Here is a 19887-nt window from a genome sequence, read left to right on the forward strand (position 1 = left end):
GATAAGTGATGCAGAATAAAGCCCCTGATTTACTGATGCTTGTGATGAGATTAACTATCTTGTTAACCCTTACCGTGATTGTTCTCGGAGCTTATACACGCCTGTCTGATGCTGGCCTTGGCTGTCCTGACTGGCCGGGTTGTTACGGTAAGATCACCGTTCCGTCTGATGCCCAAGCGGTGAGTCAAGCCAATCTGCAATTTCCAGAGCGAGCTCTTGAAGCAGACAAAGCGTGGATAGAGATGATCCATCGCTACTTTGCAGGAACATTAGGGTTGCTTATCTTTGTCGTTGTAGCTTGGTGTATTAAAAAGAACATCACACCAGTTGGTCTTCCATTACTTATCTCTGCCACTGTGATTTTTCAGGCTTTGCTTGGAATGTGGACGGTGACTCTTAAGTTGATGCCCGTTGTGGTTATGGCGCATTTGATGGGGGGGTTCACGTTGCTGTCACTGTTGTGTCTGCTCTACTGCCGTTTGTCTCAATTCCAAAGCCGTTTTGGCGAGGCTTCTTATTCTCCAACACTTAAATTTTGGGCGTTGTTTGGGTTACTCATTGTGGTTGGGCAGATACTGCTTGGTGGCTGGACATCGTCAAACTATGCCGCTTTGGTGTGTACCCAATTGCCTATTTGTGAAGGTAACTGGATGAGCTACCTCGACTTCAAAAATGCGTTCGATTTTGCTCAACATGGACACGATAACTATGAGTTTGGTGTGTTGGGATATCCCGCAAGGCTCACCATCCATGTCATGCACAGGTTCGGGGCTATTGTGGCTACGTTAACGGTGCTGATGATCGTGTACCAGTTATGGAAGTTTGGCCAAGCGCCTCACCAAAAGCTGAGCGTGATTGTCGCAATAGTCTTGTTTACTCAAATCAGTCTTGGGATCAGTAATGTATGGTTTCATCTGCCAATTTCAGTCGCGGTTTTGCATAACCTAGTCGCAGCGATGTTGCTCATCAGCATGGTTGTAACCAATTTTGTCGTGTGGCAACGCAAACCAAGTCAGAGCTTGGTGAAAAACAGTGTATTACAAGGAGGTAATCATGGTCAGTAGAACGTCAACACAGTATGAAGTGGTGGCTCAAGACGCAGCCTTAACTCATAAGATAGCAGCCAACAATGACATAGCTTTAAGTAGCGAAATTGCTGCAAGAAACAAAGCCACTTGGAAAGTTTATTTAACGCTGACCAAGCCTAAAGTGGTGGCTTTGATGTTGCTGACGGCATTGGTTGGGATGTGCTTGGCCGTGCCGAATGGATTACCTTTGCAACAAACTGTGTTCGGAATGATTGGGATAGGGTTAATGGCAGGTTCAGCGGCTGCGTTTAACCATTTGATCGATAAAAAGATCGACGGCCAGATGACTCGAACAAATCGACGCCCTTTACCATCCGGTGAGCTGAGTAGTGTGCGTGTGTTTAGCTTTGCAGCAGGTATCGGCTTATTTGGGTTCGCTACGTTAGTGGTGTGGGTCAATCAACTCACGGCTTGGCTAACCTTTGCAAGTTTATTGGGCTATGCGGTCATCTATACCATGTACTTGAAGCGAGCGACGCCACAGAACATCGTAATTGCAGGGATAGCTGGCGCAATGCCACCGTTATTGGGCTGGACGGCAGTCACCAACGAGCTGCATTCAAATGCTTGGTTGTTGGTGATGATCATCTTTATTTGGACGCCTCCTCATTTCTGGGCGTTGGCAATTCATCGTCGTGATGAGTATGCCAAAGTGAACATCCCCATGTTGCCTGTGACTCACGGAATCGAATACACCAAGACGTCTATTCTTCTGTATACCTTTTTGCTTAGCATCGTGTGTATATTGCCTGTATTGGTTGGCATGAGCAGCTGGATATATCTGAGCGCTTCATTGGTGCTCAACGGCGGGTTTGTTTATCACGCTTGGCTACTTAAATATCGTGATGAGCCCAATATGGCGATGAAGACCTTTAAGTTCTCCATCTATCATCTCATGATCTTGTTTGTTGCTTTGTTGGCGGATCATTATTTGCTCTGATAGCTCTGTACAGATTAAACAAGGTTATCCCCATATCAAAACCAAACCTTTGGTTTCCACTAACCGAACCCTGACAAGCCATGTATGAAAAACTGGAAAATTGATTGGTATGAATTATATAAAGGAGTCGGTATGGAATTCACAGAACTAGACAGAGACGCGTTGTATCAAACGTGGATGTCACAAAAATCGAGAATGCGAATTACGCAGATGGAGTTTTCAAAAAAGCTAGGCATGAACCAGCTTGATTTCTCAAGAGTGCTAAGAGGGGAGACTCCATTAACCATGTCTTTCATTAGTCACTTTTGTCGTTTACTTCATTTGGAACCAAGGAATGTATTCCCCTCGCTAAAAGAGGTCAATGAATCGGGGCCTAAAGTGGTCTACCTGAAAAGTAGAATGAGTGTTGATGGTGAGATCCAAAATGCTTATATTGAAGGAAATCAGGTAATTGTAGAGTACGCACACACTGTTCAACATGATTAATTTTAGAGTTAGCTCTGATTTTTAACCCCCTTTTTCTACAACCTTTTCACATAGGGTATGTCATACTTAATTAGATTCCTTAATTTTGACTAAGTGCGTTATGAACCCTTTAAAAGTCCTTTTGCTTGTTGCAACCAGCATTTTCTTGCTTGGTTGTGCAGGCGGCCCAATTAGAACCGCTACTAAATTTACCAGCTACGAAGATTTTCAGGCTGGGCCTGACGGAGGCGTCGACTTGGTTTGGGCAAGGGTTGGGCTACGTGACGCGCAGCGTTTGAAATCCAAGTTAGATGACTACGATTCTGTAGTGATCGACCAAATTTTTGTTTTAGCAGAAGAAGGTTCGTTGGATCAGGAAGAGATTCAGGAACTCACTGAGCACATGGTTGCGCGCTTGGAAGATAAAATATCGCCTCATAAAACGATTGTCGATGAACCGACAGGAAAAACGCTCCGCTTGAGTATCGCTCTGAGTAACGTTGAAACGCCCAATCCGATCTTAGCTGTAACGAGCAGCGTCCTGCCGTTTGGCCTTGCGATGTCAACCATATCTAAGGTCACGACTGGTGAGCACACCAATGTTGGGAGTGCGAGTGTAGAGTTATTGGTCAGTGATGCTCAAGAGGGCACACCACTGTTTGCTGCCATCGACCGTGAAGCGGGTAACAAAGATTTTTCAACCATGATTGATTCGCTGGATGATGCCAAAGACGCGATCAACTATTGGGTTGAACGTTTAGGTGATACTCTACACAACATAGATGACGCATAGTAAAGACCGAATAATGCTAGAGAAAGAGAACCTGATTAAGTTGGCTCGAATGCAGATGCCATTTGGAAAGTACGCGGGTCGTACACTGATTGACTTACCTGAAGAATATTTGCTGTGGTTTGATAAAAAGGGATTCCCGTCTGGTGAACTCGGCGATTTATTGAAACTGTGCCTTGCTCTGAAAATTGAAGGGCTTGATAGTGTCGTCAAGCCATTGAAAAGAATGTAATTAAATAAAAGCTCACGCTGATCACGTGAGCTTTTTTGTTTTTGAGTTCGACACAATTTTACATGCATGATGTAGCTTGAAGAATGGCTCTTCTTACCTTGCTATAAAATACGCAATCGATAGCGTGTAAATAATGGTATACAGGGTGTTTTAAATATAAAACACAAAAAAAATTGCGTTTATTTTTAATTAGTGATTGAAACTAGAGTTTTTACTAGTTAAGTTACAGGGAACAAGAAGATTAGTGCTGATAGAAAGTGACGTGAGACAACGTACATTCAGCTCAAGGATAGAAAAAAGGAAGAAGTAAGCAATGTTCCAGACTGATGATGTAAGAATTAACAAAGTAAAAGAGTTATTACCCCCTGTTGCTGTTTTAGAAAAGTTTCCAGCGACAGAAGTTGCTTCTTCTACAACCTTTGAAAGCCGCAAAGCGATCCACAATATTTTAGAAGAGAGCGATGATCGCTTGCTTGTTATTGTCGGCCCATGTTCTATTCATGACACAGAAGCTGCTCTTGAGTACGGTAAACGTTTGAAAGTGTTGCGCGACGAACTTGGTGATAACCTTGAAATCGTAATGCGTGTTTACTTTGAAAAACCACGTACAACTGTTGGTTGGAAAGGCCTAATAAATGACCCGTACATGAACGATACGTTCAAGCTAAATGATGGCCTTCGTCTAGGACGTAAGCTACTGCTGGACCTAACTGACATGGGCATGCCAACGGCAAGCGAATTCCTAGACATGATCACGCCTCAATACGTTGCTGACCTAATCAGCTGGGGTGCAATCGGCGCACGTACTACAGAATCTCAAGTTCACCGCGAACTGGCTTCTGGCCTATCTTGCCCAGTTGGATTTAAGAATGGTACTGATGGCAACATCAAGATTGCAACAGATGCTATTCGCTCTGCTAGCGCTTCTCACCACTTCTTATCAGTAACTAAGTACGGTCACTCAGCTATCGTTGAAACAGCAGGTAACCCTGATTGTCATATCATCCTACGTGGTGGCAAAGAGCCAAATTACAGCGCAGAACACGTTGGTAAGATTAAAGAAGAGCTAGCAGCTTCTGGTCTTCCACAAAAAGTGATGATCGATTTCAGCCACGCAAACAGCTCTAAGCAGTTTAAGCGTCAAATGAACGTATCTGATGACGTAAGCGCACAAATTTCTGGTGGCGACAAAGCTATCTTTGGTGTGATGATTGAATCTCATCTTGTTGAAGGTCGCCAAGACCTGGTTGAGGGCAAAGCTGCAACGTACGGCCAATCTGTTACTGATGCGTGTATTGGTTGGGAAGACACTGAAACAGTACTTCGCCAGCTGGCAGACGCTGTTGAAGCTCGTCGTAACAAATAGACTAATTACAGTCAGCGATTAAGCTACTGAAAATTCAAAGCCCTTAGTTAGCAACAGCTAATAAGGGCTTTTTTGTGGATCTTAGTTGAAAACTGGAAGTGTCTGTATTCTTAAATGAGAAAAGACAGTAACTCGTCGACTTTAAGTGACAGTAAAGCTTTATCTTGTTTGGTTTCAACGTTAAGGCGTATTAATGGCTCGGTATTGGACTTTCTTAAGTTGAAGCGCCATGAGCCCATATTCATGCTGATTCCGTCTGTGTGATCGATCTCAACGGCATTATCTTGGTAGTGCGATAACACGCAAGCCATGACCTGCTCTGGGTCTGAGACTCTTCGATTGATCTCCCCGGAAGAGGGGAATCTATCTATACTAGTACTCGTTAATTGGTGAAGAGATTGTTGAGTTTTCGACATCAGCTCGATAACCAATAGCCAAGGAATCATGCCTGAATCGCAATATCCAAAATCACGAAAATAATGGTGTGCGCTCATTTCGCCCCCATAGACGGCATTCGTTTCACGCATCTTCTCTTTGATCAGTGCGTGTCCTGCTTTAATTCCAATCGCTTTTCCACCATGCGTTTTTGCGATTTCAATTGTGTTCCAGGTCATGCGCATATCGTGCAATACAGTCGTGTTAGGCTGTTTGACCAAGAATGCTTCAGCAAGCAACCCTACAATGTAATAACCCTCGATGTAATCGCCTTGCTCATCAAAGAAAAAGCATCGGTCGAAGTCTCCATCCCAAGCAATTCCAAGGTTGGCAGAATGCTCTAAAACGGTATCTCGAGTGGCTGCTTGGTTCTCTCTAATCAAAGGGTTTGGAATACCATTTGGGAAGTTTCCATCAGGGTTATGATGAACTTTGATGAAGGTGATAGGGACACCGAGTTCGTTAAATTTATTATCTAAAGCATCAATGATATGTCCTGCAACACCGTTCCCAGCATTAACCACAATCTTCATCGGTGACAGCTTTGATGGGGTTATGTACGAGAGTAGGTGCTCGACGTACGGAGCAAGAATACTGTTCGATCTACTAGAGTTACTTGGTTGTGCATGAACGAACGGTAAATTGCAGTTCAGCTCTTGATTAAGTTCTTCAATGCGTCGTTTGATTTCATCTAAACCACTGTTTTTACTGATAGGGCTAGCGTCTACACCGACCATTTTCATGCCGTTGTAATTGATTGGGTTGTGGCTGGCTGTGATTTGTATTCCGCCAATCGCTTTTAGGTAACGAGTCGCAAAGTAGACCTCTTCAGTGCCAGTCATACCTAGATCAATGACGGTAATCCCTGACTCGATTAAGCCTTTGGTCATGGCTTCTTGTAATGACAGGGAGGTTTTGCGGTTATCACGACCAATCACTACCTGCGCCAAACCATCGAGTGAGGTTTCAGGCTTAGCGGATAGGACGTATTCGCCAAATGCCTTACCGAGCAGGTAGGCGAGTGGCTCATTGATTTGTTTACCAATGACGCCGCGGATATCGTTGTTCTTAAAGCAGTTTAGGTCTAATGTTGGTTTCATCGATTTGTCGCTGCTTTATTTCGTTTGGTTGTGCTTTGATGAGTGGACTTGTTGCTTGCGCACGTCTCGCCCATAACTGTCTTGATATCGAATGATGTCGCCTTCACTTAAATGACTGCCTGTTTGTACTTCAATCATCTCGAGTGGGAGATCCCCTGGGTTCTCTAGGCAGTGGATGTGACCTAAAGGGATGTAAGTCGATTGATCTTCTTCGACGAGATAGGTTTTCTCATCGTTGGTCACTTTCGCAGTGCCAGCTACTACTACCCAATGTTCCGCTCTATGATGATGCATCTGAAGTGAAAGCTGATGACCCGCTTTTACGGTGATACGCTTAACTTTGTCTCGCTTGCCTAGGTCGATAACATCGTATTTACCCCAAGGTCTAAACACCTCACGATGATGCACATGTTCTGTGCGACCCGCTTGATTTAGTTGACTGACAATCGATTTAACACCCTGAACCTTGTCTTTATTTGCAACCAATATAGCGTCTTTGGTTTCGACAATAATCAGGTTGTCGACACCTACCGTCGCAACCAGCTTATTTTCAGCATGGATGTAGTTGTGTTGAGAGTCGACGGTTAACACATCACCTTCAATGACGTTATTGTGCTGATCTTTTTCGCTTACATCCCAGATCGCGGACCATGAGCCAATATCGTTCCAACCGACATCCATCGGGATCACCGCGGCGTGCGAGGTCTTTTCCATCACGGCGTAATCGATTGAATCACTTGGACTGCTTTTGAATGCTTCAGCGTCTATACGGATAAAGTCGAGGTCGGTATTTTGCGTTGCAAGAGCGAGTTTACAAGCCGCTACTATCTCAGGGTGGTGTTCGGCGAGTTCTTCAACATAGCGTGATGCCTTAAACATGAACATGCCACTGTTCCATAAGTATTGTTCTGAGCGGATGTACTCTTCTGCTGTTGCTGTGTCTGGCTTTTCTACAAAGCATTCTATGGCGAAGGCGTGATTGATTGGCTGCTCTGTTCCATTAGTATCAGTTTGAGCACTGGAGGAAAGAGGCTCTCCCTGCTTGATATAGCCATAGCCAGTCTCTGGGGAGCTAGGTGTTATACCGAATGTCACCAGCTTGCCTTGTTTTGCATAATCAACACCACGACTAATCGCTTGTTGGAATTCAGAGGTTTTCGCGATGTGATGATCAGCAGCCAGCACTAACAAGATAGGGTCGGATGCGCTTTGTTCATTAAGCGGTGGTTTACTTAAAGCCTTTAGGGCGGCAAGCGCAATGGCTGGGGCTGTATTTCTACCGACTGGCTCTAGCAGAATACCACTATGTTGAATGTTAGCTGATCGAGCTTGTTCAGCGGCAATAAAGCGATGCTCTTCATTACAGATAATGAATGGGGCATCGCATTTACTATCCATCAAGTGCTCTTCAAGGCCTTGCAGGCGTTGAAGTGTGTGCTGAAGCATTGACTGGTCGCCGGCAATATTGAGAAATTGCTTAGGGTAAAGCTCGCGAGACAGTGGCCAGAGACGACTTCCGGAGCCGCCGGCTAGAATGACAGGTAAAATCATAGCGTGGTAATTAGGTGCATTAGAATACTGCCATCATATTACCACGCTTCACGCTTATTACTTATCGATAACCAAGAAGGATATGACTATCGATGACCTTCCTTAGGGGAGTTCAACATGTCTTTGGGATCGCTAATATTCTGATTATCACCTAGGCTTTGAACGCTGTTATGATCTTGAACATTAGAAAAGTCTTGAGGGTCAATCTTGAGTGTCTGTGTTGGGAACGCGATGTCTGCATTGTGTTTATGAATAATCGCCAGAACCTGTAACAGAACGTCTTGCTTCACTTTGTGGTACCTGATCCAGTTGACTGTTTTTGTGAAGGTATAGATAAAGAAGTTGAGCGTTGATGGCCCAAATTTGTCAAAGTTAACGATCAACGTCTGTTTGGCATCAATATCTGGGTGGGTCTCGAGCATGGTTCTTACATCATCAACAATGAGCGCCAATTTGTCTGCATCTTGATAACGAAGACCAAAGGTTTCATTGATTCTACGATTCAACATTCTCGATGGATTCTCTACCACAATACTACTGAACACCGAATTTGGCACGTACAAAGGACGCTTATCAAAAGTGCGGATGATCGTCATGCGCCAACCAATGCGTTCGACAGTGCCTTCGATTTGACGATCGGGAGAACGTATCCAATCACCGACTTTAAAAGGGCGGTCGAAGTAAATCATCATGCCACCGAAGAAATTCGACAGTAAGTCCTTAGCCGCTAAACCGACGATCAAGCCACCAACACCACCAAAGGTGAGTAAGCCGGAAAGACTGAGCCCAAATGCCTGCATAATGGTTAGGCCGCCCATCACCATAAAGAACAAGCGAGCGACTTTCGCTATCGCTTGTACAGTGGTTTCGTCTCTGGTTTTTTGCTCTAAGACATAGGCTTCAGTGTTAGTGATCATTCGTAAGGTAAACCAAACGAATGTACAGATAATCAATATGTGTTTAAGCGTTTTTAACCAATTGATTTCATTGCCAAACTGGTCTTGAAGTATTAGCCCGATAGAGACTGTAGCAGGCCAACACCAAAGTAATGTGCTGACAGGGGTTTTTAGTGCTTCTAGCAGTAGATCGTCCCAGTGGAATGGGGTTTTCTGAACCAGAATTTCTAAGCGATTATGGATAATTCGCCAAGCTACCCAAGCGAGAAAACTCGCAATAGTGATGAATAGGACGCTGTTTGCCCAATCACTATGGCTCTGGTTGATGTAGGTTTGTACTTGGGTTATGAATTCATTCATTGTGTGTGCTGCCGCAGAAATTATGAATTGGAAATTAGCAGAAACTCGAGTTGTTCTCTACCTTTATAAATCAAGCGATTATGACAATAGTATAACCTTATTCTTGCAGAACTAACTTTTTTTGAGATAGAAACTAATGTAGGTTTGGCTATCCCGTGTAATTAAAATTTCTAAACAGGATTTCAAATGAGCGACAAACAATATGCAGTTATCGGTTTAGGGCGATTTGGTCTGTCTGTTTGCAAAGAGCTACAAAGTTCAGGGGCACAGGTACTGGCCGTCGATATTGATGAAGAGCGAGTGAAAGAAGCGGCGGCTTTTGTTTCACAAGCGATTGTTGCGAACTGCACAAGCGAGGAGACAGTTAAAGAGTTAAGACTCGACGATTACGACATGGTGATGGTGTCGATTGGCTCTGATGTTAATTCCAGTATTCTGACTACTCTGGTGGTAAAAGAGTCAGGCGCAAAAGCTGTTTGGGTAAAGGCGAACGATAAGTTCCACGGCAAGATCCTCTCTAAGATTGGTGCTGACCATATCATCATGCCCGAGCGCGATATGGGTATTCGTGTTGCTCGTAAGATGCTGGACAGACGCGTTCTCGAATTTATCGACCTTGGCAGTGGCTTAGCGATGACGGAGATTGTTATTGGTTCTAAACTGTTGGGTAAGAAACTTGGCGATCTTAAGCTGTGTAAAGAAAATGGTGTTGAGGTACTTGGCTTCAAGCGAGGGCCGAACCTCACTAAAGCTCCAGAACTGGATATGAGTTTAGAAATTGGGGATGTGGTGATCATCGCTGGGCCGAAAGAGACCTTATCTAGAAAGCTACGCAATTGGTAATTGGCAATAAGGTAACAGTATGAATTCGTTAAAACGAAAAGGTACTTTCTACACGCTTAAGAGTGATAAAAAGCCACGTAAAGGCTCTGAACCTAAGATTATCCTTACGAGCTTCTTAGGCGTACTTATCCCCTCTGCAATATTGTTGACGATGCCTGTATTTTCTGTGACAGGCCTAAGTTTTACGGATGCACTGTTTACAGCAACCTCGGCGATCAGTGTGACAGGATTAGGTGTTGTCGATACCGGTGAGCATTTCACCTTGGCGGGTAAAATCTTACTGATGTTCTTGATGCAAGTCGGCGGGTTAGGGCAGATGACTCTATCTGCGGTACTGCTTTACATGTTCGGTGTTAGGTTAAGCCTTAAACAACAAGCACTAGCGAAAGAAGCGCTTGGCCAAGATCGTAAGATTAACCTTCGTAAATTGGTTAAGAAGATCATCATCTTTGCATTAGTGGCTGAATTTATCGGTTTTGTATTGCTCTGCTTCCGCTGGGTACCTGAGATGGGATGGTCAACGGGCAGTTTTTATGCACTGTTTCATGCGATATCTGCATTCAATAACGCAGGTTTTGCACTGTTTTCAGACAGTATGATGAGTTTTGTTGATGATCCGCTGGTGATCTTCACCTTAGCTGGCTTGTTTATTTTCGGTGGGCTAGGCTTCACAGTCGTCGGCGACCTATCGAGTAACTGGCGTAAAGGTTTTCGACATCTTCATTTACACACCAAGATTATGCTAACCGCCACTCCGACTCTATTGTTGGTAGGTACGGTATTGTTCTGGCTGCTAGAAAGAAATAACTCAGCAACCATGGAAGGGTTATCGACTCAAGGACAGTGGCTAGCCGCATTTTTTCAGTCGGCAAGTGCTCGTACTGCTGGCTTTAATAGTGTGGATTTGTCTCAGTACACACAGCCTGCGTTGCTGGTAATGATTGTACTGATGTTGATTGGTGCAGGTTCTACCTCAACAGGTGGTGGTATTAAGGTTTCGACCTTTGCAGTAGCCTTTGTCGCAACGTGGACCTTCCTCCGTCAGAAAAAGCACGTGGTGATGTTTAAGCGCACTGTGACTTGGCAAGCGGTAACAAAGTCATTGGCCATTATTGTGGTAAGTGGGGCGTTATTAACCACCGCGATGTTTTTGTTAATGCTTACTGAAAAGGCAGCGTTTGATCGAGTCATGTTTGAGGTGATTTCTGCCTTTGCAACGGTTGGTTTAACAGCTGGCTTAACCGCAAACCTGACTGAGCCAGGTAAATACATCATGATTGTGGTTATGGTGATTGGACGTATCGGCCCCCTGACCTTGGCTTATATGCTAGCTCGCCCAGAACCTTCCTTGTTGAAATACCCTGAAGACACGGTGTTAACGGGTTAATTAGGTCCATGGGCTGATAAATAAAGCTCTGTAAATAAAAACAAAGCCAGCGATATGCTGGCTTTGTTGTCATAGGCTGATCGTTAATTGCTGAATGCCTATCCCTCAAACATCTCAACGTATTCCTCATAGCCTTCTTCTGCTAATTTATCCGCAGGGATAAAGCGCATTGCGGCTGAGTTCATGCAGTAACGTAACCCTGTTGGTTTTGGACCATCTTTGAATACATGCCCTAGGTGGGAATCGCCAAACTTACTGCGAACCTCTGTTCTTGGGTAAAGCAGCTTGTAGTCAGTAGTTGTAACGACATAAGCTTCGCTGATTGGTTGGGTGAAGCTCGGCCAACCCGTACCTGATTTGTATTTGTCTTTTGATGAGAACAAAGGCTCACCGGTAACGATATCAACGTAAATACCTTCTTGCTTGTTATCCCAGTATTTGTTGTCAAATGGGCGCTCAGTAGCGTCTTCTTGCGTTACATCGTATTGAAGTGCTGTAAGCTTCGCTTTGATCTCTGCATCAGACGGTTTTACGTATGTTTTAGCATTCGCTGTCGCATTCTTACTGTCGATGATCTGACGTAGTGTTTTAGGGTTGTCCTTTCTATCATCACCGAAGATTTTATCTAAATACTGATCACGACCTGAAGCGTAACGATAGTAGTTATAACGAACCTTACTCTTCTTGTAATAATCTTGGTGGTAATCTTCTGCTGGCCAGAACTTCTCAAATTTTATCAGTTCTGTTTTTAGTGGTGCACCAAAGATATTAGCTTTGTCGATCTCCATCATGAAGTTCTGAGCAACATCTTTTTGTGCTTGGTTATGATAGAAAATAGCCGGTCGATAATGACGGCCTCGGTCTACAAAAGAGCCTTTGTCATCGGTTGGATCGATGTGTCTGAAGAATTGGTCAAGAACCTGTTCATAGCTAACAACATCAGGGTTGTAAGTCACGTTTATCACTTCGATGTGACCCGACTTGCCTGAGGATACTTGTTTGTAGGTTGGGTTTTCTAGTTCACCGCCAGAATACCCAGAGATAACGTCGGTGACGCCTGTCAGCTTTTCTAGGTCGGATTCTGTACACCAAAAACAACCACCAGCCAGTGTCGCGATTTCACTATTACCTGAATTAGCTGTTTTATCCATTGTATTGGCAGTGCCAGTCTGGCTTACAAACAGCGAAATCAGTGGTAGCGCAACCACGAGTGATACCAATATTTTAGATAATTTATTCATAGATACCTCATCTTGACGTTCTTCTCATTCGATTTTGAATGTACGAATAGAGACAGGTTTTAGATGGAAAAAATTGCATCATTCACAAAAAAATATGTCGCCGAGAAAATCTTGCTCATAAATGCCGCCAGTAGTAGGGTGTCAGTATTGATATCCAATAATAGACAGCGATGGCGGTTATCGTACATCTAAGGAACAACATGCAAGCAGAAGTTAAATGGGTCGAAGGCTTTAAATTCCTAGGTCAATCTCAATCTGGCCACTCTGTAGTAATGGATGGCAGTGGTGGTGCAACCGCGCCAAGCCCAATGGAAATGGTCCTTATGGCCGCTGGTGGTTGTAGCTCTGTTGATGTCGTCGATGGTTTGAAATCTGCAGGCCAGAACATCACAGGCTGTAACGCAAAACTTGAAACGACACGTCGTGAAACAGCACCAAAAATCTTTACTGTGATTAACATTCACTTTGAAGTGTCTGGTGACAACCTTGATCCTGAGCAGGTCGCTAAGGTGTGTGCGGATTCATTAGAAAAGTACTGTTCTGTATGTCTAATGTTAGGTGCTGGCGTAGAAATGACTCACAGCTGGGAAATCGTCTAGTCTTCTGATTGTACAGCTTGGCGGTAGGCTAATCTTTACGGCTTACGGCTTACGGCTTACGGCTTATCGCTTACGGTTTTTAGGCATAGCCAGACAAAGAAAAGGGCGGAGCACTTTAAAGTGCTCCGCCCTTATTATTTTAACTAAGGTAGAGTGCTATTATTCAGCAGCTTCTACGATAACTTCTTCAACTTGTACTTCTTCTTGGTATTCGAAACCAGGGATCGTTGCGTCAACACGACGGTTTTGAGCACGACCTTCAGCTGTATCGTTTGATGCAATTGGATTCTCTTCGCCTTCACCTGACGCTGTAATACGGTCTGCTTCAATGCCTTGCTCTTCGATGTATGCGGCTACAGCTGCTGCACGCTTCTTAGAGATCATCATGTTGTATTCAGCTGCGCCTGTTGAGTCTGTGTGACCAACAACATCAACTGATGATTGAGGGTGAGCTTTAAGTACTTCAACTAATGGCATTAATGCAATTTTACCATCTGTAGACAGTTCAGTACTGTTTGTCTCAAACATACCTTGAGAGAAGCTCTCAGTTTGCGCTTTAGTAACAACCACGGTTGTCTTCTCTTCAACAACAACTGCAGGCTCTGTGATTGGCTCAGATGGTGCTTGTGTCACTGCTGCCGCAGAAGCTGCTGCTGCCGCCGCTGATGCAGTTGTGTTACCAGTACCGAAGTTGTAGCTAACACCAACAGACAGTAGGTTTGAGTTTAGGTCTTGAACGTAGTTGTCGTCGAAGTCATCAAAGTATTGGTACTCAACGCGTAGTGCCCAATCAGAAGAAAGTTGCTTCTCTACACCGATACCAGCAGAAAGTACAACGTCATCTTCACCACCGTGCGAGATGTAAGCAGGACCTGCTTTGAAGAATACGTCAAACTCTTGCTGTACTGGAAGGCGGTACATTGGCGTTAGTGAGATTGCGATCAGTGGATCGCTGAACGCAGCGGTTGTGCCGTTCTTTGAAAAGCTTGTCTTGTAATCACCAAGGAAATCAGAGCTTAGCTCAATACCAAACTTGTCATTAAAATTGTAGCCAGAGTAGATGCCAGCACCGATTGCATCATCATCACATTTTTCACCGCTTACGCATGCGCTGTCTAGCCAGCCCACGCCCACTTTAGCACCAACATAAGTTGTAGCAGCGATAGAAGGCGCTGCTGCTAGGCCTGAAGCGGCAACAACAGCACACATGATTTTCGACAGTTTTTTCATAATCTTATCCTTGGATTAACTCTTATTTTTATCTGAACTTACCAGTAAAACGATCACTTATTGGGTTACGACACTGCTTATAATAAGTAAATCAAGGTGTTGGTTCAGGTGAACCTGTTTCTTTCTCAGTACTTATATTGTTAATCTGATTGCGTATTGGAGTCAATGAAATTGTTAAATATTATATATTTAAGATGCCTTTATTGTTGATTTTATCATTTGTTGGAATGTTTATGTTTAAGCTATAGCCTAGCCTAGCCTCGTCTATTTACCAGTGGCGCTACGGGTAATAAGTAAAAAACTTGCGCTTTATCATGCTTATAAAACAAAAATCCCCACCCACCATGTCTAACTCGGTTGAGTACATGATTGGATAGGGATTTGAATTAAAGCTATAGCGGTATTTTCACGTTTTACATCACGTAATAGCTCGACTTTGTTTACGGACGCTCACCCGCCAATAAACGCTTCTCGATATCTGCAATTACGCTAGGTAAGTCTGCAATGGTATCGATCAGGTAATGAGGGTTTGATTTGTTCAGCTTCACGCTTGCTTTTTCACGCGCCGTTGCCAGAGTTGCTTCGTCTGCGTCTAAGTATTCTTGATACGTTAAGCCTGCTTCGTTACCTGATAGAACAAGGCCTACCGTCCACATGCCTGCGTTGTGACCTTCATCAATGCCGGGTGCTGCGTCATCCACTTTCACACACGCTGCAACGCTCGTCACGCCTAGGTCAATGACGTTTTTAAGTGCCATGAATGGAGCTGGGCGACCGCCTTGCGGTAAGTCATCAGTCGCTACTACGTTGTCAGGAAGATAACCATAATCTGCGGCTGCTGGAATCAGTACGTCCATCACTTCTCGTGGGTAACCTGAACAAGAACCAATTTTTACGTTCTTCTCTTTAAGGTTATTTACTACTTCAATCGCGTTTAAAATTGGCGCTGCGTGGTCGGCTACTTTCGCTTTTTGAAGAGGCATGAATGCCGCGTAGATCGCATCAACGTCTTCACTGGTCATCGAACGTCCGAACTGGGCATTCCAACGAGCATCAACAGCAGGGATTCGACCCACCGCTTGGATGTGATCCCATTTACCGATACCCATAGGTTCACGAGCTTCAGCTAAGTCGATGTCAAAGTCGAAACCTTGTTTGAATGCTTCAACGAAGATGCTAGTTGGAGCAAACGACCCAAAATCAACGATAGTGCCGGCCCAGTCAAAGATAACCGCTTGGATAGGTGATGTCGTGTTCATAATAGTGTCCTATTTTTGTGTCACTCCCAGTTCAAAGTTCTGGGAAACAAATGGTTGTTTAAGGTTATTGGTTTAAATGTTGATTTCGAGAATTAAAGGTATTCAAAATCTTTGCAGACTTTGGCTATCGCTTTTTCGAATACAGACAGAGCGACTTGTAGTTCGCTGCGGATGATGATCAATGGTGGGCTCAACTGAATCACATTACCTTGTGACACCTTGAAACTCAGGCCATCGTTTAGACACTGGTAAAGTACTGCTTCTGCTTCATCAAAAGCTCGGGTTTTGGTGATATGATCTGTGACCAATTCCACCCCCCAGAGCAGGCCGATGCCGCGAACGTCACCAATGACTGGGTACTTCTCTTTCATTTGAAGCAGCTGTTCACGCACGAATACGCTGTCCGCTTGTACTTTTTCAAGTAGGTTTTCTTGTTCAATTACTTCCATGGTGGCGAGTGCTGCCGCGCAACCGATTGGGTTTTTTTCGTGGGTGTAGTGACCAAGAGATACTTGCGCTGCCGTGTTGTATTTGTCTTTAGTGATCATGGCTGCGATTGGAACCAAGCCGCCGCCAAAGCCTTTACCGATACATAGAATGTCAGGTTCGATATCAAACGCTTGGTGTGTGAACCATTCACCGCTACGACCCATGCCATTTGGGATGTCGTCGATGATTAACATGACGTTGTGTTTGTCACAGATCTCACGAATGCGCTTCCAATAAGCCTTACTTGGCACTTGAACGTCGGTGTTACGAACCGCTTCTGCAATGAAGGCTCCAATACCGCCTTCTTTTTCAATCACGTACTCTAGGTAATCCGCATAATGCACATCACATGCAGTCTCACTCTCACAGCCTGAGTTTTGCCCGCGAAGCGATAAAGAGTCATTAAGAGGGAAAGCACCACGATAGGAAACCGCTGGTGGAATGCGTTCTACGCCAGCCATTAACGGGCCCATGCCTTCGCGGAAACAAGCTTCACCACCCACTGAAATTGCGTCCAGTGACGCGCCATGGAATGAGTCCCACAGTGAAACGACCTTGAAGTTGTTGGTGACATGTCGAGCCAGTTTGAGTGCCATGCCGATAACCGAAGTACCACCCGGTGCAAACAACACGCGGTTCAACTCACCACCGCAGATCTGTGTCAGCTTTTCAGCGCATTGAACGGCTGTTTCATTGGTAAAGCGACGTGGTGAAAACGGCAATGAAGCCATTTGCTGAGTCACTTTATTGATGATGTGTGGGTGACCATAACCTAGCTGGTGAACATTATTGCCGTGAAAGTCCATGTACTTCTTGCCCGTCGCATCTTGAATGTAGATGCCTTCGGCTGCTTCAAGTGTGTCTAGGCAAGGCGTTGACATGGCTTGATGAAGAAACACGTCAGCATCACGCTTTAACATTACTTGAGTCGCATCATCGTTTAGCGACTCGTTCCATTTCTCACGCGCTGGCGTGGTGTTCACATCGCCTTCGCTTCGAAAGTGTGTCGCCTTTAGAACAGAATCTTGATTGGCCATCGTCATTATTTGATGTCCCAGTACATAGCATTCTTAATTGCGCCAATTAGAGCTTCAATGTCTGACGGATACACTTCACCGATGTTACCGATTCGGAAGCAGTCGGCGTTTGAAACCTTGCCCGAGTAAATCACAAAACCTTGTTCTTTCAAACGGTCATAGAATTCCTTGAATTGGTAATCGCTATGAGTTGGAGAATAGAAAGAGGTGATAATCGGTGAATGAAGATCATCATTAAGCAGTGGCTCAAAGCCAAGAGAGCGCATACCTGCAACCAAGGTAGTTTGGTTGGTTTGGTAGCGATTATGACGAGCTTCGATGCCACCTTCTTGCTCCAATTCAAGTAGAGCTTGGTAGAAAGCTCGCACTGTATGAGTTGGAGAGGTGAAGCGCCATTTACCATGGTTGCTTTCCATGCAGTACCATTGGTCAAACAGGTCAAGGCTTAATGAACGAGCCTGGCCTTTGCATTTTTCCAGTTCCGATTGCTTCGCAATAACAAAGCCGAACCCCGGTACACCTTGAATACACTTGTTTGCTGAGCTGATCATGTAATCGACACCTAAGTCAGCGATATCCATAGGGATGCCACCAAAGCTCGACATTGCATCGAGAATGACGGTTTTGTTGTGCTGTTTTGCCAATTTGGCAATGTCTTCAATTGGATTCAGCATGCCTGTCGTGGTTTCACAATGCACAATCGCAACGTGAGTAATGTCTGAATCCATGGCCAATGCCGTTTCCATTTCGTTCAAGTCAGGCTGTGATGTTTCACCTGGGGAAACGACATGGCATGGAATGTTTAAGTATTCTGCGATTTGAGCAATACGAGCGCCGTACGCACCGTTATCAACAACAAGAAGCTTACCGTTGTTAGAGATAACGCTACCGATTGTTGCTTCTACCGAAGCGGTGCCGCTACCTTGCATTAATACGCTTGTATATCCCGCTTGCTTAGTCGCTAAAGTCACTAGCTTGCTACGAATCACTTCAACAACGTCTTTGTTGTATTCATCATCCCAAGTACACCAATCTTTTAACATCGCTTGGCGAACGGTTTCAGAAGTAGATAAAGGGCCCGGTGTCAGCAGTAAGTATTCGTTTCTCATGTTCAACTCTCGTGATTTTAATTTTGGACTATACCAATATTTAGAGTTACTTTAACAACCAATTTAAACGGTCGTAAATAGCCCAAACATCATTTTAACAAAAGCTTCATATTAAAAATGGTCACTTGTCTTGAGAAAGTTTTCGATCTTTAAATTGCCATTTTTCGTTCATTTAATCGTCACATAAGCCAGTTAGCTTAATAATCGAAATCTGGTACATACCAGTGTGAGGGGGTGTGTGCCAACAACTGGAATGAATTTTTGAATATAGGTGCCTCTCGATAGGGCTTCTAGCTTTAACAACTTTAACTTTGGCAATTTTTAATTTTGGCAACTTCTCACTCTAGAGTTGGGCCTGACTGGAGAAAATGATGAAAAACCGTTTTATGAAAGGATCACTTGCAGCATTAGTCACACTATTAGCTGGTAACGCTTATGCGGCACAGGAAGTGACGGTTTATACCGCTTTTGAAACTGACATCTTAGCGAAGTACAAAAATGCTTTTGAAAGCGAAAACCCAGACATCAACATCAAATGGGTTCGTGATTCAACAGGAATCATGACGGCAAAATTATTGGCCGAGAAAAACAACCCTCGCGCTGAGGTAGTTTGGGGACTTGCTGGTTCTTCAATGGCACTACTTAAAGAAGAAGGCATTCTGAAACCTTATACGCCTCAAGGTGTAGAAGCGTTACGCGCTAGCCTTAACGACCCACAGTCTACTCAAGCTTGGTATGGCAATGACGCATTCTTCAATGCAGTTTGCTTTAACGAAGTAGTGGCTAAGCAATTGAACCTACCGGCACCTAAGTCTTGGGATGACCTAACGAAGCCTATCTATAAAGGCCACATTGCTATGCCAAACCCAGCATCTTCTGGTACGGGCTACATGCAGGTTTCGGCTTGGTTACAAAACATGGGTGAAGACCAAGGTTGGAACTACATGCAGAAGCTAGACCAAAATATTGCTCACTACACGCACTCAGGTTCTAAGCCATGTGTTCAAGCGGGCATGGGTGAAGTCGCTATCGGTATTTCTATGGCGAGCCGTGGCGCTAAGCTGAAAACTCAAGGCGCTCCACTTTCAGTGATTACACCTGAAGGCATCGGCTGGGAATCTGAAGCGGTAGGCCTTGTTAAGCCTTCTGATGCAGCACAACGTGTTATCGATTGGTCTATTTCTAAAGCGGCAAATGAGCTTTACATCGAAATGTACCCAGTTGTTGGTCACCAAGATGTGACAGGCAAAGCAGAGAACTTCCCTAATGTAGAAAAGAACATGGCAAAAATGGACTTCGCTCGCATGGGCAGCGAACGTGCCGACGTTCTTAAAACATGGTCTGACAAGTTTGACGCTAAATCAGAGCCAAAATCTTAATCTGACGACCTAGTCAGTTACTTAACTATTTAGTTCATTAGAAGTTAGAAATCAGTAAAGGAAGGCTTCGGTCTTCCTTTTTTAGTTTTAC

Annotated in this window: 18 protein-coding genes; 10 read left to right on the top strand and 8 right to left on the bottom strand. The window is 44.4% G+C overall.

What is annotated here, in order from left to right; genetic code table 11:
• The first annotated feature begins 8 nt into the window (after positions 1-8).
• The 6 genes from AB4558_RS06490 (at position 9) to aroG (ending at position 4881) form a co-directional block, all read left to right on the top strand.
• The gene (locus AB4558_RS06490) at positions 9-1064 is read left to right on the top strand and encodes a heme A synthase (RefSeq protein ID WP_372073565.1); all 1056 of its coding nucleotides are present in this window, start codon (positions 9-11) and stop codon (positions 1062-1064) included.
• Positions 1054-2028, top strand: coding sequence for a heme o synthase (gene cyoE, locus AB4558_RS06495; RefSeq protein WP_372073567.1), 975 nt, complete (start codon positions 1054-1056; stop codon positions 2026-2028). The genes AB4558_RS06490 and cyoE overlap by 11 nt, the downstream gene beginning before the upstream one ends.
• 132 nt (positions 2029-2160) lie before the next feature.
• Positions 2161-2514, top strand: coding sequence for a hypothetical protein (locus AB4558_RS06500; protein WP_017068634.1), 354 nt, complete (start codon positions 2161-2163; stop codon positions 2512-2514).
• A 100-nt stretch (positions 2515-2614) separates the two neighbouring features.
• Positions 2615-3286 carry a DUF3313 domain-containing protein gene (locus AB4558_RS06505; RefSeq protein ID WP_102332021.1) on the top strand — a complete coding sequence of 224 codons (672 nt, stop codon included), beginning with the start codon at positions 2615-2617 and terminating at the stop codon, positions 3284-3286.
• A 13-nt stretch (positions 3287-3299) separates the two neighbouring features.
• On the top strand, positions 3300-3515 hold the full coding sequence (locus AB4558_RS06510) for a DUF3820 family protein (protein ID WP_004730103.1): 216 nt from the start codon (positions 3300-3302) through the stop codon (positions 3513-3515).
• Between the two features lie 313 nt (positions 3516-3828).
• Complete coding sequence (aroG, locus tag AB4558_RS06515; RefSeq protein ID WP_017061746.1) at positions 3829-4881, top strand: 3-deoxy-7-phosphoheptulonate synthase AroG; 1053 nt, start codon at positions 3829-3831, stop codon at positions 4879-4881.
• 110 nt (positions 4882-4991) lie between these two features.
• On the opposite strand, the gene AB4558_RS06520 is transcribed toward aroG, so the two are convergent.
• The 3 genes from AB4558_RS06520 to AB4558_RS06530 all read right to left on the bottom strand — a co-directional run bounded on the left by AB4558_RS06520 (position 4992) and on the right by AB4558_RS06530 (position 9223).
• Positions 4992-6416 carry a phosphomannomutase CpsG gene (locus tag AB4558_RS06520; protein ID WP_372073569.1) on the bottom strand — a complete coding sequence of 475 codons (1425 nt, stop codon included), beginning with the start codon at positions 6414-6416 and terminating at the stop codon, positions 4992-4994.
• A 15-nt stretch (positions 6417-6431) separates the two neighbouring features.
• Positions 6432-7967 (bottom strand): mannose-1-phosphate guanylyltransferase/mannose-6-phosphate isomerase, encoded by a 1536-nt coding sequence (locus tag AB4558_RS06525; protein WP_372073571.1) that lies wholly within the window; start codon positions 7965-7967, stop codon positions 6432-6434.
• Between the two features lie 86 nt (positions 7968-8053).
• Positions 8054-9223 carry a mechanosensitive ion channel family protein gene (locus AB4558_RS06530; RefSeq protein ID WP_102393591.1) on the bottom strand — a complete coding sequence of 390 codons (1170 nt, stop codon included), beginning with the start codon at positions 9221-9223 and terminating at the stop codon, positions 8054-8056.
• 186 nt (positions 9224-9409) lie between these two features.
• On the opposite strand from AB4558_RS06530, the gene AB4558_RS06535 reads away from it, so the two are divergent.
• Both AB4558_RS06535 and AB4558_RS06540 read left to right on the top strand, forming a co-directional pair.
• Positions 9410-10066: a TrkA family potassium uptake protein gene (locus AB4558_RS06535; RefSeq protein WP_372073575.1), complete on the top strand. Its 657-nt coding sequence runs from the start codon at positions 9410-9412 to the stop codon at positions 10064-10066.
• 19 nt (positions 10067-10085) lie between these two features.
• On the top strand, positions 10086-11453 hold the full coding sequence (locus AB4558_RS06540) for a TrkH family potassium uptake protein (RefSeq protein WP_017065604.1): 1368 nt from the start codon (positions 10086-10088) through the stop codon (positions 11451-11453).
• 98 nt (positions 11454-11551) lie between these two features.
• Here the strand turns inward: AB4558_RS06540 and msrB are convergent, their stop codons facing one another.
• The gene (gene msrB / locus AB4558_RS06545) at positions 11552-12694 is read right to left on the bottom strand and encodes a peptide-methionine (R)-S-oxide reductase MsrB (protein ID WP_017061740.1); all 1143 of its coding nucleotides are present in this window, start codon (positions 12692-12694) and stop codon (positions 11552-11554) included.
• A gap of 200 nt (positions 12695-12894) precedes the next feature.
• Between msrB and AB4558_RS06550 the strand changes: the two genes are divergently transcribed.
• The gene (locus AB4558_RS06550; RefSeq protein WP_017061739.1) at positions 12895-13293 is read left to right on the top strand and encodes an OsmC family protein; all 399 of its coding nucleotides are present in this window, start codon (positions 12895-12897) and stop codon (positions 13291-13293) included.
• 159 nt (positions 13294-13452) lie between these two features.
• On the opposite strand, the gene AB4558_RS06555 is transcribed toward AB4558_RS06550, so the two are convergent.
• The 4 genes from AB4558_RS06555 to phnW all read right to left on the bottom strand — a co-directional run bounded on the left by AB4558_RS06555 (position 13453) and on the right by phnW (position 18417).
• On the bottom strand, positions 13453-14523 hold the full coding sequence (locus tag AB4558_RS06555) for an OmpA family protein (protein WP_372073579.1): 1071 nt from the start codon (positions 14521-14523) through the stop codon (positions 13453-13455).
• Between the two features lie 440 nt (positions 14524-14963).
• Entirely contained in the window at positions 14964-15782 is an 819-nt protein-coding gene (gene phnX, locus AB4558_RS06560; RefSeq protein WP_136973801.1) for a phosphonoacetaldehyde hydrolase, read from the bottom strand.
• A gap of 92 nt (positions 15783-15874) precedes the next feature.
• Positions 15875-17314 (bottom strand): aspartate aminotransferase family protein, encoded by a 1440-nt coding sequence (locus AB4558_RS06565; RefSeq protein ID WP_372073581.1) that lies wholly within the window; start codon positions 17312-17314, stop codon positions 15875-15877.
• Complete coding sequence (gene phnW / locus AB4558_RS06570) at positions 17314-18417, bottom strand: 2-aminoethylphosphonate--pyruvate transaminase (RefSeq protein WP_372073582.1); 1104 nt, start codon at positions 18415-18417, stop codon at positions 17314-17316. Before phnW ends, AB4558_RS06565 begins: the two co-directional genes overlap by 1 nt.
• Before the next feature lie 368 nt (positions 18418-18785).
• Here phnW and AB4558_RS06575 point away from each other — a divergent pair, with 368 nt between their 5' ends.
• Positions 18786-19796, top strand: a complete 1011-nt coding sequence (locus AB4558_RS06575; RefSeq protein WP_102397933.1) for a putative 2-aminoethylphosphonate ABC transporter substrate-binding protein — start codon at positions 18786-18788, stop codon at positions 19794-19796.
• Positions 19797-19887: the final 91 nt, after the last annotated feature.

The organism is Vibrio sp. 10N.222.51.C5 (assembly GCF_041474575.1).
GTDB lineage: Bacteria > Pseudomonadota > Gammaproteobacteria > Enterobacterales > Vibrionaceae > Vibrio > Vibrio crassostreae_C.